Source organism: Bradyrhizobium sp. 76 (assembly GCF_023073025.1).
Lineage (GTDB): Bacteria > Pseudomonadota > Alphaproteobacteria > Rhizobiales > Xanthobacteraceae > Bradyrhizobium.
In genome coordinates this window covers 1-24,112 of record NZ_JADPIS010000021.1, presented here as the reverse complement: position 1 = coordinate 24,112, position 24,112 = coordinate 1, and the positions used below count along the sequence as shown (strand labels likewise).

The 24,112-nt window shown below is 61.4% G+C and carries 26 protein-coding genes and 1 pseudogene; 19 read left to right on the top strand and 8 right to left on the bottom strand.

The window, feature by feature from the left end; genetic code table 11:
• Nucleotides 1-31: 31 nt before the first annotated feature.
• The 3 genes from IVB48_RS07285 to IVB48_RS07275 all read right to left on the bottom strand — a co-directional run bounded on the left by IVB48_RS07285 (nt 32) and on the right by IVB48_RS07275 (nt 3,004).
• Nucleotides 32-1,240: a PLP-dependent aspartate aminotransferase family protein gene (locus tag IVB48_RS07285; RefSeq protein WP_247398949.1), complete on the bottom strand. Its 1,209-nt coding sequence runs from the start codon at nt 1,238-1,240 to the stop codon at nt 32-34.
• Between the two features lie 98 nt (nt 1,241-1,338).
• Entirely contained in the window at nt 1,339-2,322 is a 984-nt protein-coding gene (locus IVB48_RS07280; protein ID WP_247398945.1) for an MDR family oxidoreductase, read from the bottom strand.
• A 13-nt stretch (nt 2,323-2,335) separates the two neighbouring features.
• On the bottom strand, nt 2,336-3,004 hold the full coding sequence (locus tag IVB48_RS07275; protein WP_247398943.1) for a TetR/AcrR family transcriptional regulator: 669 nt from the start codon (nt 3,002-3,004) through the stop codon (nt 2,336-2,338).
• A 400-nt stretch (nt 3,005-3,404) separates the two neighbouring features.
• Between IVB48_RS07275 and IVB48_RS07270 the strand changes: the two genes are divergently transcribed.
• The 12 genes and pseudogenes from IVB48_RS07270 (at nt 3,405) to IVB48_RS41295 (ending at nt 13,806) form a co-directional block, all read left to right on the top strand.
• Entirely contained in the window at nt 3,405-4,235 is an 831-nt protein-coding gene (locus IVB48_RS07270) for a tripartite tricarboxylate transporter substrate binding protein (RefSeq protein WP_247398941.1), read from the top strand.
• An 18-nt stretch (nt 4,236-4,253) separates the two neighbouring features.
• Nucleotides 4,254-5,432, top strand: coding sequence for an acyl-CoA dehydrogenase family protein (locus IVB48_RS07265; RefSeq protein WP_247282259.1), 1,179 nt, complete (start codon nt 4,254-4,256; stop codon nt 5,430-5,432).
• Between the two features lie 19 nt (nt 5,433-5,451).
• The gene (locus tag IVB48_RS07260) at nt 5,452-6,114 is read left to right on the top strand and encodes a 3-oxoacid CoA-transferase subunit A (protein ID WP_247282258.1); all 663 of its coding nucleotides are present in this window, start codon (nt 5,452-5,454) and stop codon (nt 6,112-6,114) included.
• Nucleotides 6,111-6,788 (top strand): 3-oxoacid CoA-transferase subunit B, encoded by a 678-nt coding sequence (locus tag IVB48_RS07255; RefSeq protein WP_247398938.1) that lies wholly within the window; start codon nt 6,111-6,113, stop codon nt 6,786-6,788. Before IVB48_RS07260 ends, IVB48_RS07255 begins: the two co-directional genes overlap by 4 nt.
• Nucleotides 6,785-8,428, top strand: a complete 1,644-nt coding sequence (locus IVB48_RS07250; RefSeq protein ID WP_247398936.1) for a thiamine pyrophosphate-dependent enzyme — start codon at nt 6,785-6,787, stop codon at nt 8,426-8,428. The genes IVB48_RS07255 and IVB48_RS07250 overlap by 4 nt, the downstream gene beginning before the upstream one ends.
• Nucleotides 8,429-8,463: 35 nt before the next feature.
• On the top strand, nt 8,464-8,973 hold the full coding sequence (locus tag IVB48_RS07245; RefSeq protein WP_247398934.1) for an MOSC domain-containing protein: 510 nt from the start codon (nt 8,464-8,466) through the stop codon (nt 8,971-8,973).
• Nucleotides 8,974-9,924 (top strand): PDR/VanB family oxidoreductase, encoded by a 951-nt coding sequence (locus tag IVB48_RS07240; RefSeq protein ID WP_247398932.1) that lies wholly within the window; start codon nt 8,974-8,976, stop codon nt 9,922-9,924. It abuts the gene before it with no gap.
• Nucleotides 9,925-10,011: 87 nt separating this feature from the next.
• Nucleotides 10,012-10,545 carry a helix-turn-helix domain-containing protein gene (locus IVB48_RS07235; RefSeq protein ID WP_247385366.1) on the top strand — a complete coding sequence of 178 codons (534 nt, stop codon included), beginning with the start codon at nt 10,012-10,014 and terminating at the stop codon, nt 10,543-10,545.
• A 10-nt stretch (nt 10,546-10,555) separates the two neighbouring features.
• Entirely contained in the window at nt 10,556-11,023 is a 468-nt protein-coding gene (locus IVB48_RS07230; protein WP_018456533.1) for a tripartite tricarboxylate transporter TctB family protein, read from the top strand.
• Nucleotides 11,024-12,577 (top strand): tripartite tricarboxylate transporter permease, encoded by a 1,554-nt coding sequence (locus IVB48_RS07225; RefSeq protein WP_247398929.1) that lies wholly within the window; start codon nt 11,024-11,026, stop codon nt 12,575-12,577.
• 367 nt (nt 12,578-12,944) lie between these two features.
• Nucleotides 12,945-13,097 (top strand): rubredoxin, encoded by a 153-nt coding sequence (locus IVB48_RS07220; protein ID WP_247399027.1) that lies wholly within the window; start codon nt 12,945-12,947, stop codon nt 13,095-13,097.
• Nucleotides 13,098-13,162: 65 nt separating this feature from the next.
• Nucleotides 13,163-13,806 (top strand): annotated as a pseudogene (locus tag IVB48_RS41295) (FMN-binding negative transcriptional regulator).
• 176 nt (nt 13,807-13,982) lie between these two features.
• Here IVB48_RS41295 and IVB48_RS07210 read toward each other — a convergent pair.
• Complete coding sequence (locus IVB48_RS07210) at nt 13,983-15,668, bottom strand: transposase family protein (protein WP_247398925.1); 1,686 nt, start codon at nt 15,666-15,668, stop codon at nt 13,983-13,985.
• A gap of 134 nt (nt 15,669-15,802) precedes the next feature.
• A complete protein-coding gene (locus tag IVB48_RS07205; protein ID WP_247399024.1) occupies nt 15,803-17,359 on the bottom strand; it encodes an ISL3 family transposase in 1,557 nt (518 codons plus the stop codon).
• Nucleotides 17,360-17,888: 529 nt separating this feature from the next.
• Here IVB48_RS07205 and IVB48_RS07200 point away from each other — a divergent pair.
• From IVB48_RS07200 to IVB48_RS07185, 4 genes are all read left to right on the top strand, one after another.
• Complete coding sequence (locus IVB48_RS07200; RefSeq protein ID WP_247398923.1) at nt 17,889-18,278, top strand: response regulator; 390 nt, start codon at nt 17,889-17,891, stop codon at nt 18,276-18,278.
• 6 nt (nt 18,279-18,284) lie between these two features.
• Nucleotides 18,285-18,662: a response regulator gene (locus IVB48_RS07195; protein WP_256468510.1), complete on the top strand. Its 378-nt coding sequence runs from the start codon at nt 18,285-18,287 to the stop codon at nt 18,660-18,662.
• A 303-nt stretch (nt 18,663-18,965) separates the two neighbouring features.
• Nucleotides 18,966-19,274 (top strand): hypothetical protein, encoded by a 309-nt coding sequence (locus tag IVB48_RS07190; RefSeq protein ID WP_247398918.1) that lies wholly within the window; start codon nt 18,966-18,968, stop codon nt 19,272-19,274.
• The gene (locus IVB48_RS07185) at nt 19,267-19,428 is read left to right on the top strand and encodes a hypothetical protein (protein WP_247398915.1); all 162 of its coding nucleotides are present in this window, start codon (nt 19,267-19,269) and stop codon (nt 19,426-19,428) included. Before IVB48_RS07190 ends, IVB48_RS07185 begins: the two co-directional genes overlap by 8 nt.
• A gap of 111 nt (nt 19,429-19,539) precedes the next feature.
• Here the strand turns inward: IVB48_RS07185 and IVB48_RS07180 are convergent, their stop codons facing one another.
• Complete coding sequence (locus IVB48_RS07180; RefSeq protein ID WP_247398912.1) at nt 19,540-19,728, bottom strand: hypothetical protein; 189 nt, start codon at nt 19,726-19,728, stop codon at nt 19,540-19,542.
• Between the two features lie 83 nt (nt 19,729-19,811).
• Here IVB48_RS07180 and IVB48_RS07175 point away from each other — a divergent pair, with 83 nt between their 5' ends.
• A complete protein-coding gene (locus IVB48_RS07175) occupies nt 19,812-20,141 on the top strand; it encodes a hypothetical protein (protein WP_247398909.1) in 330 nt (109 codons plus the stop codon).
• Between the two features lie 461 nt (nt 20,142-20,602).
• Here the strand turns inward: IVB48_RS07175 and IVB48_RS07170 are convergent, their stop codons facing one another.
• The gene (locus IVB48_RS07170) at nt 20,603-21,331 is read right to left on the bottom strand and encodes a TetR/AcrR family transcriptional regulator (protein WP_247398907.1); all 729 of its coding nucleotides are present in this window, start codon (nt 21,329-21,331) and stop codon (nt 20,603-20,605) included.
• Between the two features lie 148 nt (nt 21,332-21,479).
• On the opposite strand from IVB48_RS07170, the gene IVB48_RS07165 reads away from it, so the two are divergent.
• On the top strand, nt 21,480-22,694 hold the full coding sequence (locus tag IVB48_RS07165; RefSeq protein ID WP_247398904.1) for a cytochrome P450: 1,215 nt from the start codon (nt 21,480-21,482) through the stop codon (nt 22,692-22,694).
• Nucleotides 22,695-22,943: 249 nt separating this feature from the next.
• The gene (locus tag IVB48_RS07160; RefSeq protein ID WP_247398899.1) at nt 22,944-23,903 is read left to right on the top strand and encodes a DUF2130 domain-containing protein; all 960 of its coding nucleotides are present in this window, start codon (nt 22,944-22,946) and stop codon (nt 23,901-23,903) included.
• Here IVB48_RS07160 and IVB48_RS07155 read toward each other — a convergent pair.
• Nucleotides 23,876-24,112 (bottom strand): transposase (locus tag IVB48_RS07155; RefSeq protein ID WP_247398896.1); only part of this gene is annotated, 237 nt, incomplete at its 5' end. The two genes, IVB48_RS07160 and IVB48_RS07155, sit on opposite strands and share 28 nt — an antisense overlap.

Genomic DNA, 24,112 nt, shown 5'->3' with positions numbered 1-24,112 from the left:
CTCTCCTTGACGTACGTTCGTTGCGGGCGACCTAAAGACGATTCAGGGACTGCTCAAGGTCGCCGAGCAAATCTGCCTCGTCTTCCAAACCAACCGAGAGGCGAATCAGGTCATCTCCGACTCCCCTTTGCAGGCGCGCTTCGGGACGAACGGCGCGCCGGGCATGAACCAGGCTCGCGGGATGCATGATGAGCGTTTCAGCATCTCCGAGACTGACGGCAAGCGTAATGAGCTTGAGGTGGTCGAGAAAACAGCGGGCGGCATCAAAACCCCCGCGTAGACCAAAGGACAGCATTCCAGAGCCCGCTGACATTTGTCTCTTTGCGACTGCATGCCGCGGATGGGACGGCAGAAATGGATAATTCACCCACTCTACCGCCGAGTGGGCATCGAGCATGCGCGCAATCGCAAGTGCGTTGGACCCGTGGCGGTCCATTCGGAGAGGAAGCGTCTTGATCCCGCGCAAAATCAGAGAAGAAACCATCGGCGACATGACGGCACCGGTGATGTAGCGCAAGCCGCGATCACGTATTTTTTCGATCAACTCGGTCCGTCCCAGCAGAGCCCCTCCAAGAACGTCTCCATGCCCGCTGATATACTTGGTAAGGGAGTGGAGCACGATGTCCGCCCATTGGAGAGGCCTCTGCAGCGCGGGAGATGCAAATGTGCCGTCGACGATGACCAAGAGGCCGGCCCGCCGAGCACGTTGCGCAATGGCTTCGATGTCGAGCACGTCTCCTGTGGGATTGACCGGCGTCTCAAAGTAGACGGCTCTACTGCGAGATGTGAGAACAGTATCCAGATTGGCGGGGTCATTGAGATCGACAGGGATGGTCTTTATGCCGAAGCGCGGCAAGCCCTGTTCCGTCATGGTCGTCGTATTCGAATACAAGGTCCGATGGACGATGAGTTCGTCATCTTGGGATAGGAGCGAAAGTACCAAGGCACCGAACGCGGCCATTCCCGAGGCCAGTACGACGGCGTCTTCGGCACCCTCCAAGTTTGCCAAACGGGATTCCAGCAATGCGGTCGTCGGATTGAACTCCCGCCCATACAGTTTGCCCCCCAATGCGGCCACCGCATCTAATTCGGCGACGCTGTCGAAGGCGAAGGTCGACGTCATATGAATGGGATGGGATACCGCGCGAGAGTGATGGGCAGGGTCATACCCATGGTGGATCGCTCGCGTCGAGAACCCGAACGCAGGTTCATCCGTTCCAATTCGTTCCGAAGCAGCCATATTTGGGGATCTCCCATTTTTTGGACGAGCGGTCATTGCTTTCAGATTTACCCCGAGGCGGACCGCCACGGTCGCATCGCTCTACTTTTCGGACGATGTCATCTATTGACGTTGACGACCGTGCGCCCGCGCACTTGGCCACTCATCAGGCCGCCAGCCGCGGCGACGACCTCGTTCAGACCGATCTCGACCGCCGTCTTCTCCAGATCGGCTTCGGTTAGCAGGGAAGCGAGACGATCCCAGGCTTCAACGCGTTCTGCCTTCGAGCGGGTCACGCTGTTGATGCCGAACAGCGCCACTCCTCGCAGGATGAAAGGGGCGACGCTTGCGGGAAATTCCAATCCTTGCGCCATGCCGCACGCGGCGACCGCTCCGTCCGGTTTGATTCCGGCGCAAACATTGGCGAGCGTATGGCTGCCTACTGAGTCGATCGCGGCGATCCATCGTTCCTTCTGCAGCGGCTTGCCGGGCTGTGACAATTGTGACCGGTCGATGATCTCGGCAGCGCCCAGGCTCTTGAGATATGGCTCCTCGTCCGGTCGGCCGGTCGAAGCCACGACGCGGAAACCGAGCTTGTGGAGAAGCATGATCGCGATGCTGCCGACGCCTCCGCCGGCCCCGGTCACCAGCACGTCGCCCGCGCCAGGACGGATGCCATACTTCTCGAGCGCTACGACCGACAGCATCGCGGTATACCCGGCGGTCCCGATGATCATCGCGCGGCGGGAAGGCATCGAGGGCGGCAGCTTGATCAACCAGTCGGCCTTGACCTTTGCTCGCTGCGCCAGGCCGCCCCAATGTTGTTCGCCGACACCCCAGCCGTTGAGAACTACGCGGTCCCCCGGCGTGTAGGTCGGGTCGGAGCTCGACGACACCACGCCAGCGAAGTCGATCCCGGGCACCAGCGGGAAGGATCTCACGATCGGGCCCTTGCCGGTAATCGCGAGGCCATCCTTGTAGTTCAGCGTGCTGAACTCGACTTCGACCGTCACCTCACCGTCGGGGAGGCGGCTGTCCGGTAATTCAGCGACGTCGGCGCGATATCCCCGCTCGTCCTTCTCGATCAACACGGCTTTGAACAACTCGAACTCCTCTTCACGATTTTCTTCTGGACCTGGCCTTCGGCTCGTCCGGACGCGGCAGGCCGGCGACGAAACCGGCGATGAAGGTATCGAGCGGGAGGCCGTTCTTGACGAGGCGCGCACGCATCACCGCTCCCTCCCAGCCGATCCAGAAAAACTCAGCCAGGGCATCGCAGTCCGCGCTGCCGATCTCGCCAGCCTCGTATGCGCGTTCCAGGCAATGCGCCACCTTCCGCTGCCATCCTTTGACGATCTCGTCCAAGGCGGACCTGTAATCGTCGGGCAGCGCTTCGACCTCTTGGCTGAGGTTTCCGACGAGGCAGCCGCGCGTATAGCTGTATTTCGCCATGCCCGCTTTGGCGCCTTCGACGAAAGCTCGCACGCGCGCCAACGGCGCAAGCGTTCCGTCGTCCAGGGCGCGGTCCAGCTTGTGCCGGAAGAAGGAGTCGTAGGCCTTCATGATTTCGCGGCCGTAGTCGGCCTTGCTTTCGAAGTAGTGGTAGAACGAACCCTTTGGCACGGTGGCGCGGCGCAGCAGCGCGTCCAGGCCCGTAGCTGCAAAACCTTGTTGGGTCATCACCTCCATTCCGCAACGGATCAGAACGTCGCGGGTCGGCGCATAGCCGACTTGGTTTCGGCCCTGCCAATTGAGCTCGCGGTGGCTGTCTGTAGATTTCGCCATTTGTGTTCTCTGTAGACCGATCGTCTAGAACACAACGACGGGGTTTGGCAACCCTGGAAGGTCGGGCTGCCGGGCGGCACATTCACCTGAAATGTGGCGTAACAGGCATGATGCACGCTTTTTCCGCAACGTTTGCCCGGTCAATGTGCGCTTCTTGGTCGGATCACGATCGTTTCACACTTGACACAAAGTGTCCTTGGCTTGAAGGTGGGTCGTCCTTCGAGGGAGGTGCTGCATGTTTCGATCGATCCGAAAAACTGCGTCGATTGGCGCCGGCGCCGCCGTTCTTTGTCTCGGCTTCCTTGCTGGACCTGTCGAGGCCGCCGATGCCTATCCCTCAACCACGATTAAGCTGGTCGTCGGATTTCCCCCCGGAGGGCCAACGGACATCATCGGCCGGGTGATCGGTCGTCTGCTGGCGAAGGAGTTGAACCAAAACGTCATCGTCGAGAACAACGGCGGCGCCGGGGGCATGATCGCCGCGTCCAACGTCTCCCGCGCAAACCCTGACGGCTACACGCTTCTCGTCGCGGTGGAGTCCTCGAATACTCGCGCAAAGGCACTGTATTCGTCGGTGCGCTACGATCAGCAGAAGGGCTTCACCTATATCCGCAAGGTTGCGAAACAGCGGAACCTGCTCGTGGTGAACCCGAAGCTTCCAGTGTCCACTATTCCGGAACTCGTGGCCTATCTGAAAGCGCACCCTGGAGAAGTAAACTTCGGCGGGACGTTCGGGGCGACGTCCCATGTCGGCGGCACGCTGTTCGACATGGCCTATGATACGAAGATGACGTTCATCAACTATTCGGGCGGCAATCAACCGATCGTCGATTGCATGTCGGGCATCCTGCAGGTGGGCTTCTTCACCGAAGCCACGATCGGCCAGCAGGTCAAGGCCGGATCCCTGAAGGCGCTCGCGGTGACGTCGGCCGACCGGTCGCCGGCCTTCCCGGATCTGCCGACGATCGAGCAGGCCGCTGGCAAGCCTCTCGATATCTCGCCGTGGTTCGGGGTCGCGGGTCCGCCGAACCTTCCCGCGGACGTCGTCGCCAAGGTTGGCGCCGCACTTGACAAGGCTTCGAGCGACCCGGAATTCCTCAAGCAACTGGAAACGATCGGCGCCACGCTGATCACAGGTTCAACGGTCTCGACCTTCACGGCCGAGGTCGGACAGGAAGAGGCCTACTGGAATAAGTGGGCCAAGGACATTGGGGCGCCTCTTCAGAAGTAGCTCGCCGAAGGATCTCCTGTGGACTTCTATTACCAGTATGACGTTCATCTCTCCGCCGAAGAGCGTGATCACGTGGCGAAGGCGCGGGCGTTCTGCGCCGGTGCCTTCTCCGAGAGCGTCTTCGCCGCGCACGTGTCAGGTGACGCGTTCCCGCAGAGGTGGATCGCCGAGTGGGCCGCTCTCGGCATGCTGGGCCTCCAGGCCAAGCGCGCTCACGGTGGCTTGGAAGCGTCTTATTTGTGCAAAGTCCGCGTTGCGCAGGAAATGGCGCACCACGGGTTTGCGGCAGCGTTCTGCCTGAACCACCATCAAGGCGGAGCCACGCGCCTATCACAAACCGGTACGTCGATCCAGATCGAGCGCCTGCTGCAGCCCGCGTTGCGCGGCGAGCTTCTTCTGACAACCGCCATGACGGAGCCAGCTGGTGGCAGCGATGTCTCCGCCCTGACCACCACCGCGGTTCCAGTCAACGGCGGCTGGGCTCTGAGCGGCACCAAGGCGTGGATGACCGACGGCCTGCTGGTCGGTGGTCTGATCGTCCTGGCCCGCGTCGGAGACGCTGCGGGGACCGGTGAGATCGCCAGCTTTTACGTGCCTTTCGGCCAAGCCGAGACGGTGAAGCGGACCGAGATCGTCGTTCCCGGAGCGCGTTCCTTCCGTCTGGCCGAAGTGGCCTTTGACGCCCACTTCATTCCCGATTGGTGTCTGATCGCAGCGCCCGGCGCCGCGCTCAAGGCATCGATGGCATCGGTCAACGCGGCCCGCGTTCACGTGGCCGCCATGTGCGTCGCAACTCTGCATGCGGCGCTGTGCGAGGCGGTGGACTACTGCGAAGGCCGGCAGGCCTTCGGAAAGCCGCTGACCGGACATCAGGGCCTGCGCTGGGAGCTGGCGGAGGTGTCGGTCCGGCTCGAGGCCGCCAACGCGCTCGTCTTCCGCGCCGCCGAGCAGATACAGACCGGGGGAAATCCGGTCGCGCTCGCTGCGCAAGCCAAGAAGTTCGCTGTCGACACCGCGCTTTGGGGCATCGATCAGTGCGTCCGGATCGTCGGCGCGACGGGCGCCGGCGCAGCCCACCGCCTGAACATGCATTTCGCCGAGGTCCGGATGGCGGCCTACGCCGACGGCACCAACCAGATGCTGCTCGACCGGGTCGGCCGTGGCCTGTCAACGACGTACCTCAAATCAATCCCGTAGCAGAGACGGCGGATTTACGATGCGCAACGTAGTGGTTGAAGACGCGGCGGCGGCCGTGGAAGGCATCAAGGACGGCGACGCCGTCATGATGGGCGGGTTCGGCGGAGCGGGGCTTCCGCTCGGAGTGGTCAAGGCGGTGCTCGACCGGGGCGTCCGCGACCTGACGCTGATATCGAACAACGCCGGCTCCACGGAAGACGATCTGTCGCTGTGGTTCGAAGCCAGGATCGTTCGCAAGATCGTCTGCTCCTATCCGCGCAGCGCCAAGCAGTTCGCCGAGCAATATCGTGCCGGCACGGTCGAGCTCGAACTCGTTCCGCAGGGCACGTTGGTGGAGCGCATCCGGGCGGGCGGCGCCGGTCTCGGCGGCTTCCTTTCTCCCGTCGGCGTCGGAACGGTATTCGCTGACGGCAAGGAGAGGATCGTCGTCGACGGACGCGAATTTATTCTTGAGCTACCGCTTCATGCAGATTTCGCTTTCGTCAAAGGTCATCTCGCCGACACGCTCGGCAACGTCACCTATAACAAGACCGCGCGCAACCACTGCGCGGTGATGGCGACCGCCGGCCGGACGGTCGCCGTGGAAGTCGACCGCGTGGTCAACGTCGGCGATTTGGATCCGGAAGCCATAGTCACTCCATGCATCTTCGTCGATCGCGTTTTCGCAAGGAGCTCCCGATGACACCGCTTGCACGCGATGCGCTGGCGCGCATGGTCGCGCTTCATCTGCCGCAGAAAGGATTCGTCAATCTCGGTATCGGCGCCCCGACGCACGTCGCTGACTACCTGCCGGAGGGGTCTGGCGTGATCCTTCACAGCGAGAACGGAGTCCTCAACGTGGGTCCGAAGCCGGCTGCGGGCGAAGAGGACTGGGATCTCATCAATGCAGGTAAGATGCCCATCTCGCTCCGGACCGGCGGTTCCTACTTCGACTCCAGCCTCTCGTTCGCGATGATGCGAGGCGGTCATCTCGACGTGGCTGTGCTCGGCGCCTTTCAGGTGTCCAAGGACGGTGATCTCGCCAACTGGACGACGGGTGACAACGGGTCTCCGCCCGGCATCGGCGGAGCCATCGATCTGGCGGTCGGCGCCAAGTCGATCTGGGTAATGATGGACCACACCACCAAGGATGGCCGCTCCCGCATCGTGGAGCGATGTGGGTATCCGCTCACGGCGCGCGGAGTGGTGACCCGCATCTTCACCAACCTCTGCATCATCGACGTAACCGAGGATGGCCTTGCCGTTCGGGCCCTACTTGACGGCCTCGCGATCGAGGCGCTGCGAGATCGGACGGAGGCGCCACTGCGCGTCATGGGCGATCCCCTGACCATCAGGCAGGACGGGAGCGTCGCATGACCTATCGCGTCGCGGAACTCGTCGCGGACTGTCTCGTCGCGCACGGGGTGGACAGGGCCTTCGGCGTCCCGGGAGAAAGCTTTCTGGCGCTGCTGGACGCGCTGCGCGACCGTAACGATTTCGATCTGGTGACTTGCCGGCACGAAGGAAGCGCGAGCCTCGCGGCGGTCGCTGACGCCAAACTCACAGGGCGCGCAGGCGTCGTGATGACGAGCCGTGGTCCGGGCGCCTTCAACGCAGCGCTCGGGTTGCATGTGGCCGCGCAGGAGGCGATTCCGCTGGTGATGCTGGTCGGTCAGGTCGATCGTCCGAACCTCGCAAGGGACGCGGTGCAGGAGATCGACTGTGGTCGATCTTTCGATGGCGTGCTGAAGTGGTCGGTGCGTCTGAATTCGGCGGATCTCGTTCCAGAGATGATGGCCCGCGCGTTCGCCGTGGCCCATGCGGGAACGCCAGGTCCCGTCGCCATCGAATTGCCGGAAGATCTCCTTGAAGACCCGGCCGGGGGATTTGTGGCCACGGCCAACGGAGCTGTGCGTCCGGAGCCCGGTGCTGCGGCCATTGAACAGGCGAGGGCGGCGTTGAGGGCCGCGGAGCGGCCGATCCTGCTGGTCGGCGGAGAATGCCGGACGGCATCGTTCCGCCAAGATCTGATCGCGTTTTCCGAGAAATGGAACGTGCCGGTCATCACTATGAACAAAATGCAGGACCAGTTCCCGAACTCTCACCCGCTGTGGGCCGGTCAGTTCGGGTTCTTCACGTCTCAGCCTCATGTGAAACTGCTCGAACGCGCCGACCTCGTCGTTGCCATCGGAACACGTTTGGGCGATCTGTCCTCGCTTGGCTTCGCATTTCCGAGACAGGCCGAGCCGCGCCAGCCGCTAGTCCATGTCTATCCGGATCCCGACATGCTCGGAAAGCGCGTCCGGACCGACGTCGCGGTCGTATCTGGATCGCACGCGTTCGTGTCGGCCATGCTCGCCGCGCCCGCTACGGCGCGGGCCCGCACCGAGTGGTCCTCCGCGGCTGCCGCGGCGCGGACGGCCACGCATGGTTGGCCTCGGTTCGGCGTACCATCGGCGGACGTCTTCGGTCACGCGGTGGCGGCCATCGCCACGCACTTCAGGCCCGATGGCATCGTCACGACGGACTCGGGCAATTTCGCCGGATGGGTCCATCGCATCTTCAGCCTCGAGCCCACCGCGCGGCTGCTCGGCTCGGCTTGCGGGGCGATGGGCAGTGGGTTCCCGTCCGGGCTCGCTGCCAGCCTTCGCTTTCCGGAGCGGCAGGTGGTCACCTTCTGCGGAGACGGCGGCTTCCTGATGACGGGCAATGAGCTTGCGACGGCCGTCGCCAGAGGCGCGAACCTCACGATCGTCGTATCCAATAATCGGTCCTACGGGACCATCCGGTCGCACCAGGAGCGAGCCTTTCCCGGTCGTCCGTACGGTACGGATCTTTCGAATCCCGACTTTGCCGCTTTGGCGCGCGCCTTCGGTGCGACCGGCTTCGTCATCGAGGACGCGGAACGTGCCCCGGGGAACGTCGCGGAGGCGATGACGACCAAAGGACCGGTCGTCATCGAAGTGCGATCGGACGTGCGCCAGACGCTCGACAAATCACTGGCCGCCTTACGTTAGGCCAGTTCGGGATTGACGCCCAAGGAGAAAACACGATGCACGCGATCGCAATCGATCAGCCCGAGGTCACGATGTCTTGGCAGGGCGTCGTTCGCTTCTTGCACAAGACCCCGCGCGCCTTTTTGCCGATGCGCTCGTTTCCCTCGCTCGAGCTCGTCGCTGGGCGCGGTATCGAGGGAGATCGATATTTCGTCGGCCACGAAACAGGATTCTACTCCCACAAGCCGGAGGATGGACGCCAGGTCACGCTGTTCGAGATGGAGACGCTCGAAGCCCTGCAACGCGACCACAAGATCGAGTTGCCGCCCGAGGAACATCGCCGCAACGTGACCGTCGAAGGCGTCCCGCTCAATCATCTCGTCGGCCGTCGCTTTCGGCTCGGAGACGCGATTGTCGAGGCGACCCGCCTTTCAACGCCGTGCCGGCACATCGAGGAGATACTCGGCAAGTCCGTCTTCGATCCGTTGATCAACCGGTCGGGGCTGAACTGCAAGATCATCGCAGGGGGCACGCTACGCGTAGGCGACGCCGTGAGGCCGATCTAGATGGCGAAGGCGATCAAGACAGTCTCCATCGTCGTCTCGAAGGTCGAGGATCTCGGCAACGACACCAAGCGCTTCACGCTGGTCGACCAGGACGATTGGGAGCTGCCACCCTTTCGGGCCGGGGCCCATATCGACGTTCACCTGGACCAGGGTCTCGTCCGGACCTATTCGCTCTGCAATGAACCGGACGATGATCGGCGCTACGTGATCGCGGTGAAGCGCGAACGCGAAGGACGCGGCGGCTCGAACTTCCTGCACGATCGCGTGGAGGCGGGACAGCCGATTTCGGTCTCGCTGCCGCGCGGCGGGATCGCACTGGACCAGGAGGGAACGAACGTATTCCTCGCGGGAGGCATCGGTGTAACCCCGTTCATCTCCGCAATTCGGCATCTCGAACGACGAGGGCGCTCGAACTATGTGCTGCACTGGACCAGCCGCGGACGACCGGTCCTGACCGACATGATCGCGCCGGCAATCGGAGCAGGCCGTGTCCGCCTCTACGACACGACCGCGCAGGCCAAGCCCGTCATCGCCGAAATTGTCGGGGAATTTGCCAGATGTGGCCTAGCGGCCTGCTGCGGACCCGCAGCGATGCTGAAGGCTTTCGAAGATGCCGTCTCGGCCTGGCCGGAAGAGCGCAAACACATCGAGATGTTCACCCCGCCCAAGGCCATCGCCCGAAGCGACGTGCCTCCCTACGAGCTGTATCTGTCGGCGAGCCAGAAGCTTGCAACTGTCACGCCAGATGTTGGTCTTCTCGGAACGCTCGATGCCCTCGGCGTCGAGGTCCCCGTGTCCTGCGGCGGCGGCATCTGTGGCGCCTGCCGCACGCGCTGGACCGAGGGGCCCCCCATCCATCGCGATCGCGTGCTTTCGCCTGCTGAGCGGCAGAATGAGCTCATCGTCTGCGTGGGCGATTGCGCCGGACAACGGCTAGTGCTGGATCTGTGATCAGTCGGCACCCGTTCTAAGGTTTGAACTATCGGTGGTTTGGTGCGAGATCGATGCGGGCAGTAACTTGGGAAAGAGCCGAGCGCAATGACACTCAACCTCAAATTCCTTCGCGTGCAGAGCGGCATGACGCTGGAGCAGCTTGCCGCCGATTCCGGTTTGACCCGCAGCTATCTTTCCAAGCTGGAACGCGGGCTCTCCTCTCCGTCGATAGGCTCCGCCCTCAAGATCGCCGCGGCTCTCGGAACGACCTTGGACCGCTTCTACGGCCAGCCGGACGACCACGACCCGATCACGATTGTCCGCGCGAAGAACGGGAAGGCCGGCGACGTCGACACGCACCTGTCGCTAGTCGCCGGTCTGGCTCCCGACCGCACCATGCGCGCCTTTATCGTGCGACCGACCAAGACGGCGAAACGCGGTCGCATCATGAGTCACCACGAAGGTGAGGAAATCCTGTTCATTCTCTCCGGCCGGATCGAGCTCGTCATCGGAAAGCGCAAGGAGACATTGAAGCCGGGCGATTGCGTCCAGTTCGACTCCACGATTCCGCACAAACTGACGCAGGTGTCTTCCGAACCAGCCTCGGCGCTCGTCGTGATAGCGACCAAAACCAACTAGAGGTGCCGATATGCCGATGATGCTGCGGAAGAAGGACTTCTACGCCGGGCTGCTCATGGTGCTGCTGGGCGCCGGGATCGGCGTCAACTCAGCAACATATTCGCTCGGGACCTTCGCGCACGTGGGACCGGGCATGTTTCCGTTGATGCTCGGCCTCATGATGGTTCTCGTCGGAGCCCTGATCTTCGTCACCGGATTGGCGACGCCTCTCGAAGAGGGAGAGCGCGTCTTGCCCGCGGCGATGGAATGGCGTGGCTGGGCCTGCATCCTCGCGGGTCCTCTGATGTTCGTCCTCTTCGGCCTCTATTTCGGAATGGCCGCGGCCACCTTCATGTGCGTCTTCGTCTCCGCGCTCGGCGACAGGACCGCCACGCTGAAAGGATCAGCCGTCCTGGCCGCGGTCGTCGCGGTCGTCGGCTGCCTCCTCTTTTCCTACGTGCTCAAGGTTCCTTTCCCGCTGTACCGTTGGGGGTTTTAGATGTTCGCGAGCGCGCTTTCCGATCTCTGGTACGGCTTTGGTGTCGCTTTCGAGCCGCAGAATTTCATGTGGTGTTTTGTCGGCGTCCTCGTAGGTAACATGGTGGGCGTGCTGCCGGGAATGGGGCCACTCGCCACCATCTCGGTGCTGCTGCCGCTGACGTTCGGCATCAAGCCGGTCGGCGCCATCCTGATGCTGTCAGGGGTTTTCTATGGGGCCCAATACGGCGGCGCGATTTGTTCGATCCTGCTCAACTTACCGTGCCATCCGCCGCACGCGGTGACGTGCCTCGATGGGTTTCCGCTGACGAAGCAGGGCCGCGGCGGTGCGGCGCTCGGCATCACGGTCCTATCGTCGTTCGTCGGCGCTTCCTGGGGCATCCTGGAAATGATCTTTCTGGCTCCGGTGCTGGTGAAGGTCGCGCTGGAGTTCGGTCCAACTGAAATATGCTCGCTGATGCTTCTGGGCCTGCTCGCCGGTTCGACGCTGGCGAAAGGCTCGCCTCTCAAAGGCATCGCCATGACGTTGCTCGGCCTGTTTCTAGGAATCGTGGGAACGGATGTCGAGACCGGCTCGGAGCGCTTCACCTTCGGCATCCCGAATCTCCTTGACGGCATCGAACTCGTCGGACTCGCTCTCGGCCTATTTGGTATCGCCGAGTTCATGAAGAGCGTGAACCAATACTCCGAGGTGAACACGCGCTATTCGAAAGTCGGTTTGCGCGATCTGCGCCCATCACGCGACGAACTGCGCCGTTCCATCCCTGCGATGTTGCGCGGCACCGTCATCGGGAGCCTTTGCTCGCTCATTCCGGGAACGGGACCAACGATCGCTTCCTTTATCTCCTACGCAGCCGAGAAAAAGGTTTCCAAGACGCCGGAGAAGTTCGGCACCGGCATGATCGAAGGCGTCGCCTGTCCAGAGGCGTCGACGCATTCGTCGGTACAGGGCGACTTCATTCCGACAATGAGCCTTGGTATTCCCGGGGACGCAGTCATGGCGCTGATCCTGGGTGCGCTGATGATTCAGGGCATCGTACCCGGTCCCCAACTGATCAAAGAGCACCCCGACATCTTTTGGGGCCTGATCGCGAGCTTCTGGATCGGCAACGTCATGCTGGTCTTGCTCAACGTCCCGCTGATCGGGCTGTGGGTCAAGCTCCTCATGATTCCGTATAAATATCTCTATCCAAGCGCGCTGTTCTTCGTCGCGATCGGCGTCTACTCGACCAACAACGACATGTTCCAGGTCGGCGAGACCGTCGTCGTTGGATTGATCGGCTATCTACTCCTGCTGCTCGATTTCCACCCGGCCTCGATCCTCCTCGGCTTCGTGCTGGGGCCACGACTTGAGGAGAACTTCCGCCGTTCGCTGCTGGTCTCGCGCGGTGATGCCATGATTTTCGTCGAGCGGCCGATCAGCGCGTTCTTTCTTTTTCTTTGCGTGACGCTTCTGGCGGCGCAGGTCTATGTGCGTTTGCGCAAGCCGAAGGCTCCTGCGGCGCTCGACAATGCGGAGGGGAACGCCGTCTCGACCGCCCGGCCTGCCGAGTGAGCTTCATTCGTTCAAGAGCAGGTCGCTTCGCGGGCCAATAAAGACGACAGGCACTCCAGGCAACAAGAGCCCCAAGATGAGGCGTATCTTGACGAACGCGCCACCCGCGCGATGGCGCAGCATCGGCACGCCAGCAAACGCAAGGTGCAGGTGATGATCACGATCGGCGAAACAAAGGGAAAAGTAGTATCGCAGGCATGAAACTGGTCCGGTAAACTGCAGTTATCTGGCACTGTTGGATAGGCCAGCCTTGCCCTTAATCGAACTCGTGAACCCTGCCACTGGAATAGGGGAAGTTGTCATGAGCAACGAAAGTGCTCACGTCAACACGGAAATCGCAGGCGATGCGCCCGTCTACAAGACCTGGATGTGTGCGCTGTGCGGGCTCATTTACAACGAGCGAGACGGATGGCCTGACGAGGGCATTGCGCCCGGCACCCGCTGGGAGGACGTGCCCGCAGATTGGATCTGCCCCGAATGTGGTGCTGGCAAGAGTGAATTCGAGATGACCGAGGTCTGAACCAAGCCTGTTGATGCTGCGCGACCCAAGGGTGCACAGCGTCCTGCAATAGCCAAGGAGTTGTCATGTACGTCCCTCCGCACTTCGTTGAGGCTCGCGCCGAGGTGCTTCACGATCTCATTGAAAATAATCCACTCGGCATCCTCTTTACGAACGGGAAGAGTGGACTCGACGCGAATCATATTCCGTTCGAACTGCATGCGCACGAAGGTCGGCAGGGCGTGCTTCATTCGCATGTAGCTCGTGCGAACCCTGTTTGGCAGGATCTCGCCACCGGTGATGAGGTTCTGATCGTCTTCCGCGCCGCGGATGCCTACATCTCGCCGAACTGGTATCCGAGCAAGGTCGAGTTCAAGAAGCAGGTCCCGTCGTGGAACTACATGGTTGCGCATGTGTACGGACGTGTCACGATCCGCGATGATGAGCGTAACGCCGCGGCATGGTCGCGCGCCTGACGCGCATTCATGAGGCGAAACAGGCCGATCCTTGGAAGATGACCGACAGCCCCAAGGACTACATCGACACGATGCTCAAGATGATTGTCGGCATCGAGATCGAAATCACACGCTTGGTCGGCAAGTCGAAGCTCAGCCAGAACAAAGAGGTCCGGGATATCGTCGGCGCCGGCAATGCCCTGAAGGCACAGGGCAACATGATCGGCGACGCGATGCTGGCCGTTGCCGCCGTCAAGGCGGAGCAGGCCTCATAGCCAGAGATCCCAAAAAACGACCATCGCGGCGACGCCGATCGTCGATACCGCAACGATCTCCGATCGAAACACCTCGGTTGACCTGCTCATTTTGGCGGCCTTGCGCTCCAACGTACGCATCCGGCCTGTCAATCGGCGTTGGACTGGGACCCCCCGTATTGCCTCACTTGCAGATGTTACCCTGGCGGCGCCGTGGCCGATGACGATCCGAGGTCGCCTGATGGGTCGCGCCAGGTAGCTTTCCCGGCTTGCTCGATGAGAGGGGCTGTGGGCGGGTCGGGCCCTACATAGCCCGAGCCGTCCACAACCCCGGGCAATGGGGCTGCGGTCGTGACGTCCGCAAGCGGCTCCTTCGCGAGCAACTGCTTAACAGTCTTCCGTCGAAGCACCCTCAGCAGACGCTGCACAATAGAATGCTGCGTCGGCCCGAAATCCTCGGGGTATTTCTCGCTCAGCCGGCAGACAATGGCGAGCGCAGTTAGCTGCGGCTGCTCGGCGAGCCAACCCTCGATCACAGCAATATGCGGATCGAGCTTGGACGGCATGCGAACCCTGGTTTTGTAGGGCCGACGGGTGCGCCGGTGTGTGGCACGTGGCTCGCCGGAGGTCGTCGTCTTGCCGAGCGTCTTCGCAAAGGTGGCTGTGGTGGCTGGCGCGGTGCTCGTGCTGGCGGCTTGCAGGCCGCGCACTTGTCCGGCACGACGATCGACGCGATTGCCGAGTTCGTCCTGGGTCGCGCGAATCTCGGCCAACAGCCCGACCGGATCGAGCGAGCGATACTGATCGCGCAGCCGCTTCTTTACGGCTGCGGTGACCTTGGGATGCGCCAATGCACGCTCATAGGGTGTTGATGGGAGATGATAGCGCTTGATCACTTTAGCCCCTTCGCGGCGCTTCTCCTTCAGCTTGAATGACGGCTGGAAGAAGTTGACGTAGAGCCTTGCCGCCGCATAGCGGCGACCCATCACGCGCGCCGTCTCGACGCCATCGAAGCGGCCATAACCCATGAGGCGGCGGACGACGGCACCATTCTTCTGCTCGACGAACGCCTGATCGTTCTTCTTGTAGGCGCGCGAGCGTGTGACTTCGAGCTTCTGTTCGCGACACCATGGCACTACGACATCGTTCATGAAGGCGCTGTCGTTGTCGAAGTCGACGCCGCGCAACAGCCAGGGGAACAGGCTCTGTGCGCGGTTGATCGCCTCGACGACCAGCGAACCTTCCCGCGTCACCAACGGCAGACACTCCGTCCAGCCCGTGGCGACATCGACCATCGTCAAAGTCTGGATGAACGAGCCAGCCACCGACGTTCCGCCATGGGCGACCATGTCGACCTCGCAGAAGCCAGGCGGCGGGCTGTTCCAGTCATTGAACGTGCGGATCGGGACCTCGCGCCGGATTGCCGAATAAAATCCGGCACGGCGTCGCCTGCCACCGCTCGCCGCGACCTTCACGTCCACGAGCAGGCGGTCGATGGTTGCGGGGCTGATCGAGAGAACACAGTCACGATCCGCCTGGCCAAGTCGCAATCGGCCATGTTGCTCGAGGGCAGGCAGCAAGGTCGGGATCATCACCTTGAGCCGCTTGCCGCACACCCGATCCGACGCCTCCCACAGCGCCGTCATCGCGTCCTTGATCGTCGCACCATATCTACGCTTGCGCTCTCGCGGTGCCTCAACTGCGCCGGGCCCAACCGTTGCGCGTCGCCGGAGTGCGCGCACCGCATGCTTGCGATGCCAGCCCGTCGTCGCGCACAGCTCGTCAAGGATCCGCCCCTTCTCCGCTCGTTTGGCCGATCGGTAACGTTCCATCACCGCCGACACCACCTCGCGCCTCGCGCCCATGCTGATCTTTCCCGCCATGGAGGCCACCGAACCAATTTGGTGGCGCCGCTGCATTCATCGGCGAGAAGTTGTCCAGTAACATTCTGGGTGAGGCAATGCGCCCCCGATCGGCGTCCAAAGGGGGCTCTGACGCAATTTTGGTGCAGCACTGGTCATGTGGCACCGATTAGTCGAGCCTGCAGCAAGTCGAGCTTGGCGCGTCCGTACATTTGGCGCTTCACCAGTTTAAGCCTGGTGATCTGGCCCTCGGTCTGTCCGTTGGACCAGGACGTTGTGATCGCTGCGCTGACGGCGGCCTTGTCCTTGATGACTCCGTTAGCGAAAGACATGACGAGGCTTGCGCGTGCCCGTTCCAACCATGGTTCAAGCTCTATGTGAGCCTTCTTGCGGATCATCGCATGGAAAGCGGCTATGATCTCTCGAGCTTCCACTAGAAGAGGAACGCCTTGCTCGATCGCCGCAATGGTGACGGTCTCTGACCTTGATAGTGTATCGCGGCCATTGGTCATCAGGCGGGCGATAGTTCTCGCGGACGGTACGCGCTGCAGGCTCTGAGCATCGGGCATTTCGGCACGCCGACGGCGTGTCGCCCATTCGGTAACGACTCGCACCGAGCCTCTAAATCCCCGCGCCTTGAGGCAACGCCACAGGTCGGCGCCATTACAATGGCCAGCGGCCCACTGAACATCGAGCCATGGCAGGTAGTGCTCGAGCGAGCTCTCGCGCACCCTGAACACGTCGGATCGCTGACCTCGCAATACCCTGCGGATGAGGCCCCGGCTATGGCCGGTGAGCCGTACGATCTCCTTTATGGAGATGCCCGTCTCAGCCTGTTTGAGGATTGCCGCGTTGGTGTCTTCTCGCCGAAGATAGCCCTCATATTGTATGCGCTCGGCGGCGGTCAATAAAGTGGGATTTATGGTGGCGGAGCCGACCGCGACGCGGACCTGGCGCATGGATTTGCGAACCGCATCCAGGAAGGCGTGGCTGGCGTTCTCCATGAGGTGCCAACGGTCGGCGACCTGGGTGGCATGCGGGAGTGCCTTGGCCACAGCAAGGGCATAACCACCGCCGCGGTCACGCGCGACCACAGCGATTTGTGGCTGCCCCGCGAGCCAGGCCTGCGCGGTGGCCGGCTCTCTGTCGGGTAACAGGGCGATAGGCCGTCGCCGCTCGAGGTCGCAGACGATCGTTCCGTAGCGCTGATTGCGCCGCCAGGCCCAATCGTCGATGCCGATAACACTCGGCGCAGCAAAGGGCGGACATCCGCGCCTTCTAACCACCCGAAGCAATGTGTCGTTGCTCACGGGCAGCATAAGTCGACGGGCAAAACTCGCCGCCGGGCGGCCACCCAAGGCGAGGCCAAGGTGATGGACGATCAGATCAAGCCGGGTCGTTCGCCGCGCCCACGGTGCTAGAGCGCCGTCATCGAAGCGCTCGGTGAAAATACGCCGACCGCAGAGAGCAGTAACGCAGCGGAAGCGGCGCGCCACGACCACCAAGCGAACCTGCCGCCCCGCAAGCGGCAGATCGGTTAGGCGCCGCCGATATCGGCTATGGATCCGCCCAGAACTGGTCCCGCATCCGGGACAGAGACTCGTCCCGCTCGTGGGACGCACGGTGATCACGGTCGTAGCGCCATCACAAAAGGCGCTTTCCACGTCAAACCCGTGAGGGACCAGAGCCGACGGACGTAGTGCTCGCTGCATCATATTGATTCCTTTGTGAAACCAACACGAGCCGGCGCTTGAACTTCATCAAAAGTGATGGTGTGGAACGGCCCTTCGAACCGGCATCAAAAGTGCCTAACGTGGTCGCTTGGCGGCCCGTGCTGCGTCATTTCAAAGGAAGCTGAATTTTATAGAGATGATGATCGAAAAAGCGACCGTCGTGTCACGCGTGTCAGAGCGTGTCACCTGACACACTTTCGGTCCAAACTCCCCATGTCTCACCTCCCCGCAGCCTGAAAGGCTGCGGGTGGCACGGATGGACTGGGAACGGGTAGAGAAGATGGTCAGATCATCTGTTCTTAGCCTTGAAGCGGTTGTGCCTGTCCCGGCTCGACTGGTCCGTTAAAGAACCGCTCTTCAAAGATCATCCGCGGTCCGCTGCCGCTCATGGCGTGAGCCGTCGCCAATATCAAAAGGGGGCGGGTAACATCGTGTGGCCAAAGGAGGCGGCTAACTTGCTAGGAACCACGCACTTCTTAAAAGTTCAAGGGTTTGGCGGGAGGTCGAAATGGTTCCGTTGGAGGTATTGGACGGTCAGAGAGTCAAGGTGCTGATCGTTGAGGATGAGTTCTTTATCCGCGAAGATTTGGCTGATCAGCTTCGTGGCCTCGGCTTTGAAGTCATTGAAACCGCATCAGCCGACGACGCTCTGCAATACATAGGGAGCGGAGAGCGGATTGACGTGCTGGTCACCGACATTCAGATGCCTGGAGATCTCGACGGACTAGCTTTAGCTGAAAGACTTCGAGCCGAGCAACCAATGTTGCCTATCGTAGTTGCCTCTGGGAACGTAGCATTGGAGAGCGTCGCGAGCCGAGTAGGTAAGTTCGTCAGCAAGCCCTACGACCCCAAACGCATCGGCAAGCTGATCGCTGAGATACTCGGGATGACGCTGTAACGCAGCATGAAGACAGCATGTGTTTTAGTCGTGGAGCACAATGTGCTGGTGCGACATCCGCTCGCCGAATACCTCCGTGAATGCGGCTATCGGGTCCTAGAAGCGATCACTTACGACGAAGCGCGTGAGTGCCTCCGCGATGACAGGCATGCCATCGACGTTGCGCTGATCGACATGAACGAGCCCACCAACGCCGGGTTCGCGCTCTCGACGTGGATCAAAACCAACTACCCCAGCGTGAAGACGCTGCTGGGCGGGACAATCGCTAAGGTTCTCGCATTGGCAGGCGACCTCTGCCAAGAGGGACCTCCTGCGTCGAAGCGGCTGGACCATCGTCCTGTTCTTGACCACATTCGACGGCTCCTCGCAGCAAGAGAGCGTTGAGTGCCCGCCACGCTCCTAGTCTCCCTTTATCGCTTCGGGTCACAGGCCCGATAGGTCTGCTTCGCCTGCGGGAGCAGACCTCCGTAGAAGCAAAGATCGCTCCATGGCTTAGCCGACCAATTCCGGGAATTGGACGATTCTATTGGTCGCGTCGCCCATGGTAGGAGGGCGCGGAGCGGGAGCGCTTCCTCTGCGCAGATTGGGTCACGCCGCGCACTGAAAGCCGTCGCGCCGGTCCGTTACTGCTTCGGGCGGGGATTGGCGCGGCGTCTCCCGCTACCCGCCATCCAACGGAAAGCCGTCATGACCAATCAACCTGACCAGACGATCAGCGTGGGCGACTTGCTTGCGCTGTCTGAAGACGCCCGCCTAGGGCGTGCCGCCGATGCGCTCGAAAAGATCGCGGCTGCGGCGCGTCAACTTGGGCGCCTAGCCGACGCCATGGAGACGCTGACCGCTTTGCTCGCGAGTTGCATCGGCGTCGGGTCCGCTCGGTGCTACGCCGAAGGGGAGCGGGTTAGCAGTGAAGCTCCGCTCAACTATCTGCGCACCGGCAACGGCGCCAAACCGTTTGCGTGTGACGCCGACAACGCGGAGAGCGGCGATGAATGATCGTGCCACGATAACAGCGCTCAACGATCTCGCCGATACACTGAATGAGGCCGCCGCGACGCTCGATGCAATCAGCCGCAGCGCTGTCGCGAGCGGGCTCTTGCCGCACGTTGCCCCGGGGCTCGCCAGTCGCGCGCATGGTCGAGCAGGGTGAGCGGTACACCGCAATGATGCCGCAACCCGCTGAGCGCTCGAAGCGGACACCGCCGAAAGTATAGTTCAAGGGCAGGCCGCGCAGCATATTCGCTGCGCAGCTCTGTTTTTGTCAGCGCTGGTGACCCAAGCCGATGCCCAAGACGAGGGCCTTCTGACGTAGCGAACCGATGGTGCGCTTCATCTCCTTCGAGATTTTCAGGACTGGCGTTCGATCCTTCGAGTGCTTCTTAAGTGACCGCAAATCAGCGGTCGTCCATTCGCGGCGCATCAACTTCTTCTTCTTGGCGGGACGTTTCAAGTTAGCTCCTTAGTTCTTCGATGGACGGCGCTGTTAGCACAGCGACCGCGATCTACAAACTAACAAGTAGGTAATAACGCACCATGTCTACGATCAGCGTGACAGTTGATGCCAGCAAATTGGAGAAGTGGGCAACTGAGCTATCCGCTCGCGGCATGCGCAATGCCATTCGGCGCGCTGTCGATAGGTCCGCCATGGCGGCGCGAAAGATCGCGCTCGACATCATCGCAAAAGACATCGGCGTGCCTAAGGCGCGCATAAAAGACGGTGTGACCAAGGTCAACGCACGACGCAAACCAGCCGCGCGCCGTTGCCGCCATTCGGCGTATGCGCGAACGTTTCAAGAAACCGGAAATGACGCCAGCGGAGCTATTGCTCGTGATGGAGGCTGCGGGACTGATCGAGACGGTTGACGTGCTAAGGCCACATGGCGTTGACGTACTAAGGCCACATGTCGAATCTCTCTAGCCCTTGACGATTTGGTGATTAATTTGACGCAGCTTTCGGTAGATTCTGGCGCAAATCAGATTCGGATATTCCATAATGAAGGTTATGGTCGCGCTTGCGTCGAACCGGCGCTAACGAACGCATCGGTGATAGCGTCATGGCCTGCATCGGCTCCTCGACCGTGCGGATTGGAGGTGGCTCCTGTAAGGGTGCGCTGCGCTGAACTTTTGCAGGTCGGCCCGATTCAGGGAGACGGTGGCGAGAGATGTCGACGTCTGAAGAGGCAGGTCACGCGGACATAAAGAAGGACAAGGGTGAGCGCCGTAGGGCACACAGTAGGGGCCAAGCCGGCGACCGCGGTTGGCATAGAACAGACATGGCCGAAGTTGAGTCTCACAAACCGAGTTGTTGGCTCCGTGCGGCCGATCTAAAGGAAATTGATGATCGAAATTTTCGGCCAGGCGTCCGTTCGCCGCGCGGCTTCGATCTTCGCCGACCAAGCGTCAATGAGATTGCCGAGTACCAATCGGCCGTTGCCACGGATATCCGGCCATTTCATAGTGGGTGTTCCGAGCGGCAGTGAAATCACTCCATGCGCCGCGGAGAGCAGGGCCGTTGCCAGTCGTTGCGTTAGCATCGGCGTTGTCTCCACACCCAGCTCGGAGAGATACTCGCTGATCGAGGTCACAAAAATCCCAAATCCCCGCCGCGCAATGTCGGTCTGCCCGAAATAGACGCCATCAGGAAAGCGTCTGTCCTCGACAGTCCCAGCCATCGAATAGAGCGAGCGGAAGTGATCGGGGTTGTCGACCCAGTAGTCGATATAGGTCTCCATGACACGCCGCAGCCGCGCCTCGCTGTTGGAATGTCGCGCGCGGACGCGCTCGAGCCGATCCGCCATTTCCTCAAGATTCCGTTCTTTGACCGCCAGCAACAGAAGTATCTTGGTCGGGAAGTACTTGAGGACCGTGCCCTTCGAGTAGCCAAGCGCGTCGGCAATCTTCTGGATTGACACAGTTTCGAGGGTGCCCGTCGCGAATTCCCTGCGCGCAGTTTCAAGGATGCGTACCTGCAACGCCTGCTTGTCAGCTTCCTGGCGCGCGCGGCGCTGAAACCGCCGCGCGCTCTCGGGATTTCCTGACCGCTTGATCGACATTTTCCGAATCTCCGCCGGTCTCTCCTTGCCGCTACGTCACTGGAATCACAAGCAAAGAAAGATCGTTCATTCGCGGCTTGCCGCGCTTAAGATAAATGACTATGGTCAATTAACTAGAAACGGCAGACAGTAGGAGGGAGCAATGGGGATGTTGGCGCTCGATCATGCCTGCAGTGACTTCGATCCGTTCGGCGCGGATACCCGCGCCGATCCATACCCGGCCTATGCCGAGCTTCGCGCCGCGGGGCCGATCATCCGTCTTGAGAAGTACGGCATCTTCGCCGTGCCCAGCTTCGCCGAGGTCAAGGCAATCTTCGCCGATCATGTGAACTTCAGTAATGCCGGCGGTGCTGGACTAGCCAACTACTTCAAGGAAAAGCCCTGGCGCCCACCGAGCATCGTCCTTGAGGCGGATCCGCCGCTGCATACGCGCACCCGTAAAGTGCTGGCGCGGATCATGTCGCCTGGCGCGATGCGGAAGTTGGAAGATGCGTTCAAGGCCAAGGCCGTCGCGCTGGTCGACGACCTCGTCGAAAAGGGGTCGTTCGATGCGATCCGCGATCTTGCAGAAGTGTTCCCGCTGACCGTGTTCCCGGACGCACTCGGCATCGACAATGAGGGCCGCGAAAACTTCCTGACCTATGGCGCGATGGTGTTTGCCGGCATGGGGCCGGAGAACGACTACTTCCGAAGCCTGATGGCCCATGCGCCCAAGGTGCTGCCCTGGGTCGCCGCGAAATGCCTGCGGCAGGCGTTGGCTCCCGGCAGTTTCGGGGCGCAGGTCTATGAGGCGGCGGATACCGGCGAAATCACAGAGGAAGAGGCGCCGCTGCTGGTCCGATCCTTTCTCTCGGCCGGACTGGATACCACCATCAGTGCCATCGGCATGGCGCTCTACAGCCTTGCCCGTCATCCCCAGCAGTGGGCCATCCTGGCCGCCAATCCGTCGCTGGCGCGCGCGGCGTTCGACGAGACCCTGCGCTACGATTCGGCGGCGCCGTACGTATTCCGGACCACGCCGCACGAAACCGAAGTCGCTGGTGTGCCGATCGGCAAGCACGAGAAGGTGTTGCTGCTGATTGCATCGGCAAATCGCGACGACGCGCGGTGGGGGCGAGCCGATCAGTTCGACATCACCCGGCGCGTCGCCGGACATATCGGGTTCGGTACCGGCATCCACGGCTGCGTCGGTCAGATGGTCGCACGGCTCGAAGGCGAAGCCGTACTGGCAGCTTTGGCTGGGCGTGTCGCATCGATTGAGATAGCAGGCGAGCCGCTCTACCGGGACAGCAGCGGATTGCGTGCGCTCAGCTCGTTACCAGTGCGCGTTGTCACGCAGCGGTCGCGCCGGGGCTCACGTTAGCGGCCGCCAAGCCTAGGGCGAAGTCCGCTAGAACCGACCTAATTCCAACACCGGATCCGGTGGCACTGCTTCTCGTCGCCTGCAACGATGATGACGCGGGAACAAGGATATTGAGAGGGCAACAGTCGCTGCTAGGTATAACCAATTGATTTCAATGGCGTTTTCGATTCGCATAACATAGATTATGGAATATTTCGACGGATCCGCACGTTCGGATTTCAGATTTGGAAGCCCACAGGTGGAAATCCCATGTGGACACGCACATTCCGCTCTGGCGCCGACACACCAATACGGTTCAATCGCGACTCAGCGACGAATGAGATCAACGCGATGAGCTTCAAAGCGGCAGCCACGAATGGCGCATACGAGCCTACCTTACATTGTCCGAACTGCAATCACGAAATTCGACTGACGGAATCGCTTGCCGCGCCGCTGCTCGAGCAAACCCGCCGTCGCTTCCAGGAACAGCTCGCGGGAAAAGATGCTGAAGTCGCCCGCAAGACTGAGGCGCTCCGTCTGGAACGCGAACAGCTCACCAAGGACCGCGAGGCGGTCGAAGACCAGGTCGCGAAACGATTGACGGCCGAACGCGAGCGGATTGTCGCTTCTGAAGCCAAGAAGGCGCGCGAAGCCTCTGCCGCGGAACTATCAGCGAAAATTAATGAGGCTGCCGAGCTCCGTCAGCTTCTGGAGGCGAATAACCGCAAGCTGGCCGAAGCCCAGCAGGCTCAGGCTGAACTTATTCGCAAGCAGCGCGCGCTGGACGATGAGAAGCGTGAGTTGGACTTGACCATCGAAAAGCGCGTTCAAGCCTCCGTTGCAACGGTTCAGACCAAGGCCAGGCAGGAAGCCGACGACGCTGCCAGGCTTCGCGTTGCCGAAAAGGATCAAACGATCGAGTCGATGGCACGTACGATCGAGGAACTCAAGCGCAAGGCGGAGCAAGGTTCGCAACAGGCCCAAGGCGAAGTCCTCGAATTGGAACTCGAAGAGCTTTTGCGCAGCCGTTTCCCGACGGATATCATAGAACCAGTCGGCAAAGGCGAGCTTGGCGCCGACGTCATCCAGCAGGTCAACGGCGCCGTCGGGCAGCCGGCAGGCATAATTGTCAATCGGCTTGCAACTTTGACCCCTCATCGGCGTCCAATTTTGGCTCTGACGCAATTTTGGTGCATTGGTGATCATGTAGCGCCGATCAAGCGCGCCTGAACAAGATCGAGCTTGGCGCGCCCGTACATCTGACGCTTGACGAGCTTGAGCTTGGTAATCTGACCTTCGGTCTGCCCGTTAGACCAAGATGTTGTAATCGCAGCGTTGATGGCGGCCTTGTCTTTGGTGATGCCGTTGGCGAAGGATGCGACGAGACTTGCGCATGCTCGTTCCAGCCATGGATCAAGATCCACGTGAGTCTTCTTGCG

Excerpts from the sequence above, each read along its gene's own strand:
- IVB48_RS07255 (WP_247398938.1), top strand. The coding sequence starts at position 6,111 with ATGACACCGCTTGCACGCGATGCGCTGGCGCGCATGGTCGCGCTTCAT.
- IVB48_RS07200 (WP_247398923.1), top strand. The coding sequence starts at position 17,889 with ATGGTTCCGTTGGAGGTATTGGACGGTCAGAGAGTCAAGGTGCTGATC.
- IVB48_RS07195 (WP_256468510.1), top strand. The coding sequence starts at position 18,285 with ATGAAGACAGCATGTGTTTTAGTCGTGGAGCACAATGTGCTGGTGCGA.
- IVB48_RS07205 (WP_247399024.1), bottom strand. The coding sequence starts at position 17,359 with ATGCAGCGAGCACTACGTCCGTCGGCTCTGGTCCCTCACGGGTTTGAC.
- IVB48_RS07210 (WP_247398925.1), bottom strand. The coding sequence starts at position 15,668 with ATGGCGGGAAAGATCAGCATGGGCGCGAGGCGCGAGGTGGTGTCGGCG.
- IVB48_RS07185 (WP_247398915.1), top strand. The coding sequence starts at position 19,267 with ATGAATGATCGTGCCACGATAACAGCGCTCAACGATCTCGCCGATACA.
- IVB48_RS07230 (WP_018456533.1), top strand. The coding sequence starts at position 10,556 with ATGCCGATGATGCTGCGGAAGAAGGACTTCTACGCCGGGCTGCTCATG.
- IVB48_RS07165 (WP_247398904.1), top strand. The coding sequence starts at position 21,480 with ATGTTGGCGCTCGATCATGCCTGCAGTGACTTCGATCCGTTCGGCGCG.
- IVB48_RS07160 (WP_247398899.1), top strand. The coding sequence starts at position 22,944 with ATGTGGACACGCACATTCCGCTCTGGCGCCGACACACCAATACGGTTC.
- IVB48_RS07225 (WP_247398929.1), top strand. The coding sequence starts at position 11,024 with ATGTTCGCGAGCGCGCTTTCCGATCTCTGGTACGGCTTTGGTGTCGCT.
- IVB48_RS07285 (WP_247398949.1), bottom strand. The coding sequence starts at position 1,240 with ATGGCTGCTTCGGAACGAATTGGAACGGATGAACCTGCGTTCGGGTTC.
- IVB48_RS07190 (WP_247398918.1), top strand. The coding sequence starts at position 18,966 with ATGACCAATCAACCTGACCAGACGATCAGCGTGGGCGACTTGCTTGCG.
- IVB48_RS07260 (WP_247282258.1), top strand. The coding sequence starts at position 5,452 with ATGCGCAACGTAGTGGTTGAAGACGCGGCGGCGGCCGTGGAAGGCATC.
- IVB48_RS07235 (WP_247385366.1), top strand. The coding sequence starts at position 10,012 with ATGACACTCAACCTCAAATTCCTTCGCGTGCAGAGCGGCATGACGCTG.
- IVB48_RS07175 (WP_247398909.1), top strand. The coding sequence starts at position 19,812 with ATGTCTACGATCAGCGTGACAGTTGATGCCAGCAAATTGGAGAAGTGG.
- IVB48_RS07245 (WP_247398934.1), top strand. The coding sequence starts at position 8,464 with ATGCACGCGATCGCAATCGATCAGCCCGAGGTCACGATGTCTTGGCAG.
- IVB48_RS07170 (WP_247398907.1), bottom strand. The coding sequence starts at position 21,331 with ATGTCGATCAAGCGGTCAGGAAATCCCGAGAGCGCGCGGCGGTTTCAG.
- IVB48_RS07240 (WP_247398932.1), top strand. The coding sequence starts at position 8,974 with ATGGCGAAGGCGATCAAGACAGTCTCCATCGTCGTCTCGAAGGTCGAG.
- IVB48_RS07250 (WP_247398936.1), top strand. The coding sequence starts at position 6,785 with ATGACCTATCGCGTCGCGGAACTCGTCGCGGACTGTCTCGTCGCGCAC.
- IVB48_RS07220 (WP_247399027.1), top strand. The coding sequence starts at position 12,945 with ATGTGTGCGCTGTGCGGGCTCATTTACAACGAGCGAGACGGATGGCCT.
- IVB48_RS07275 (WP_247398943.1), bottom strand. The coding sequence starts at position 3,004 with ATGGCGAAATCTACAGACAGCCACCGCGAGCTCAATTGGCAGGGCCGA.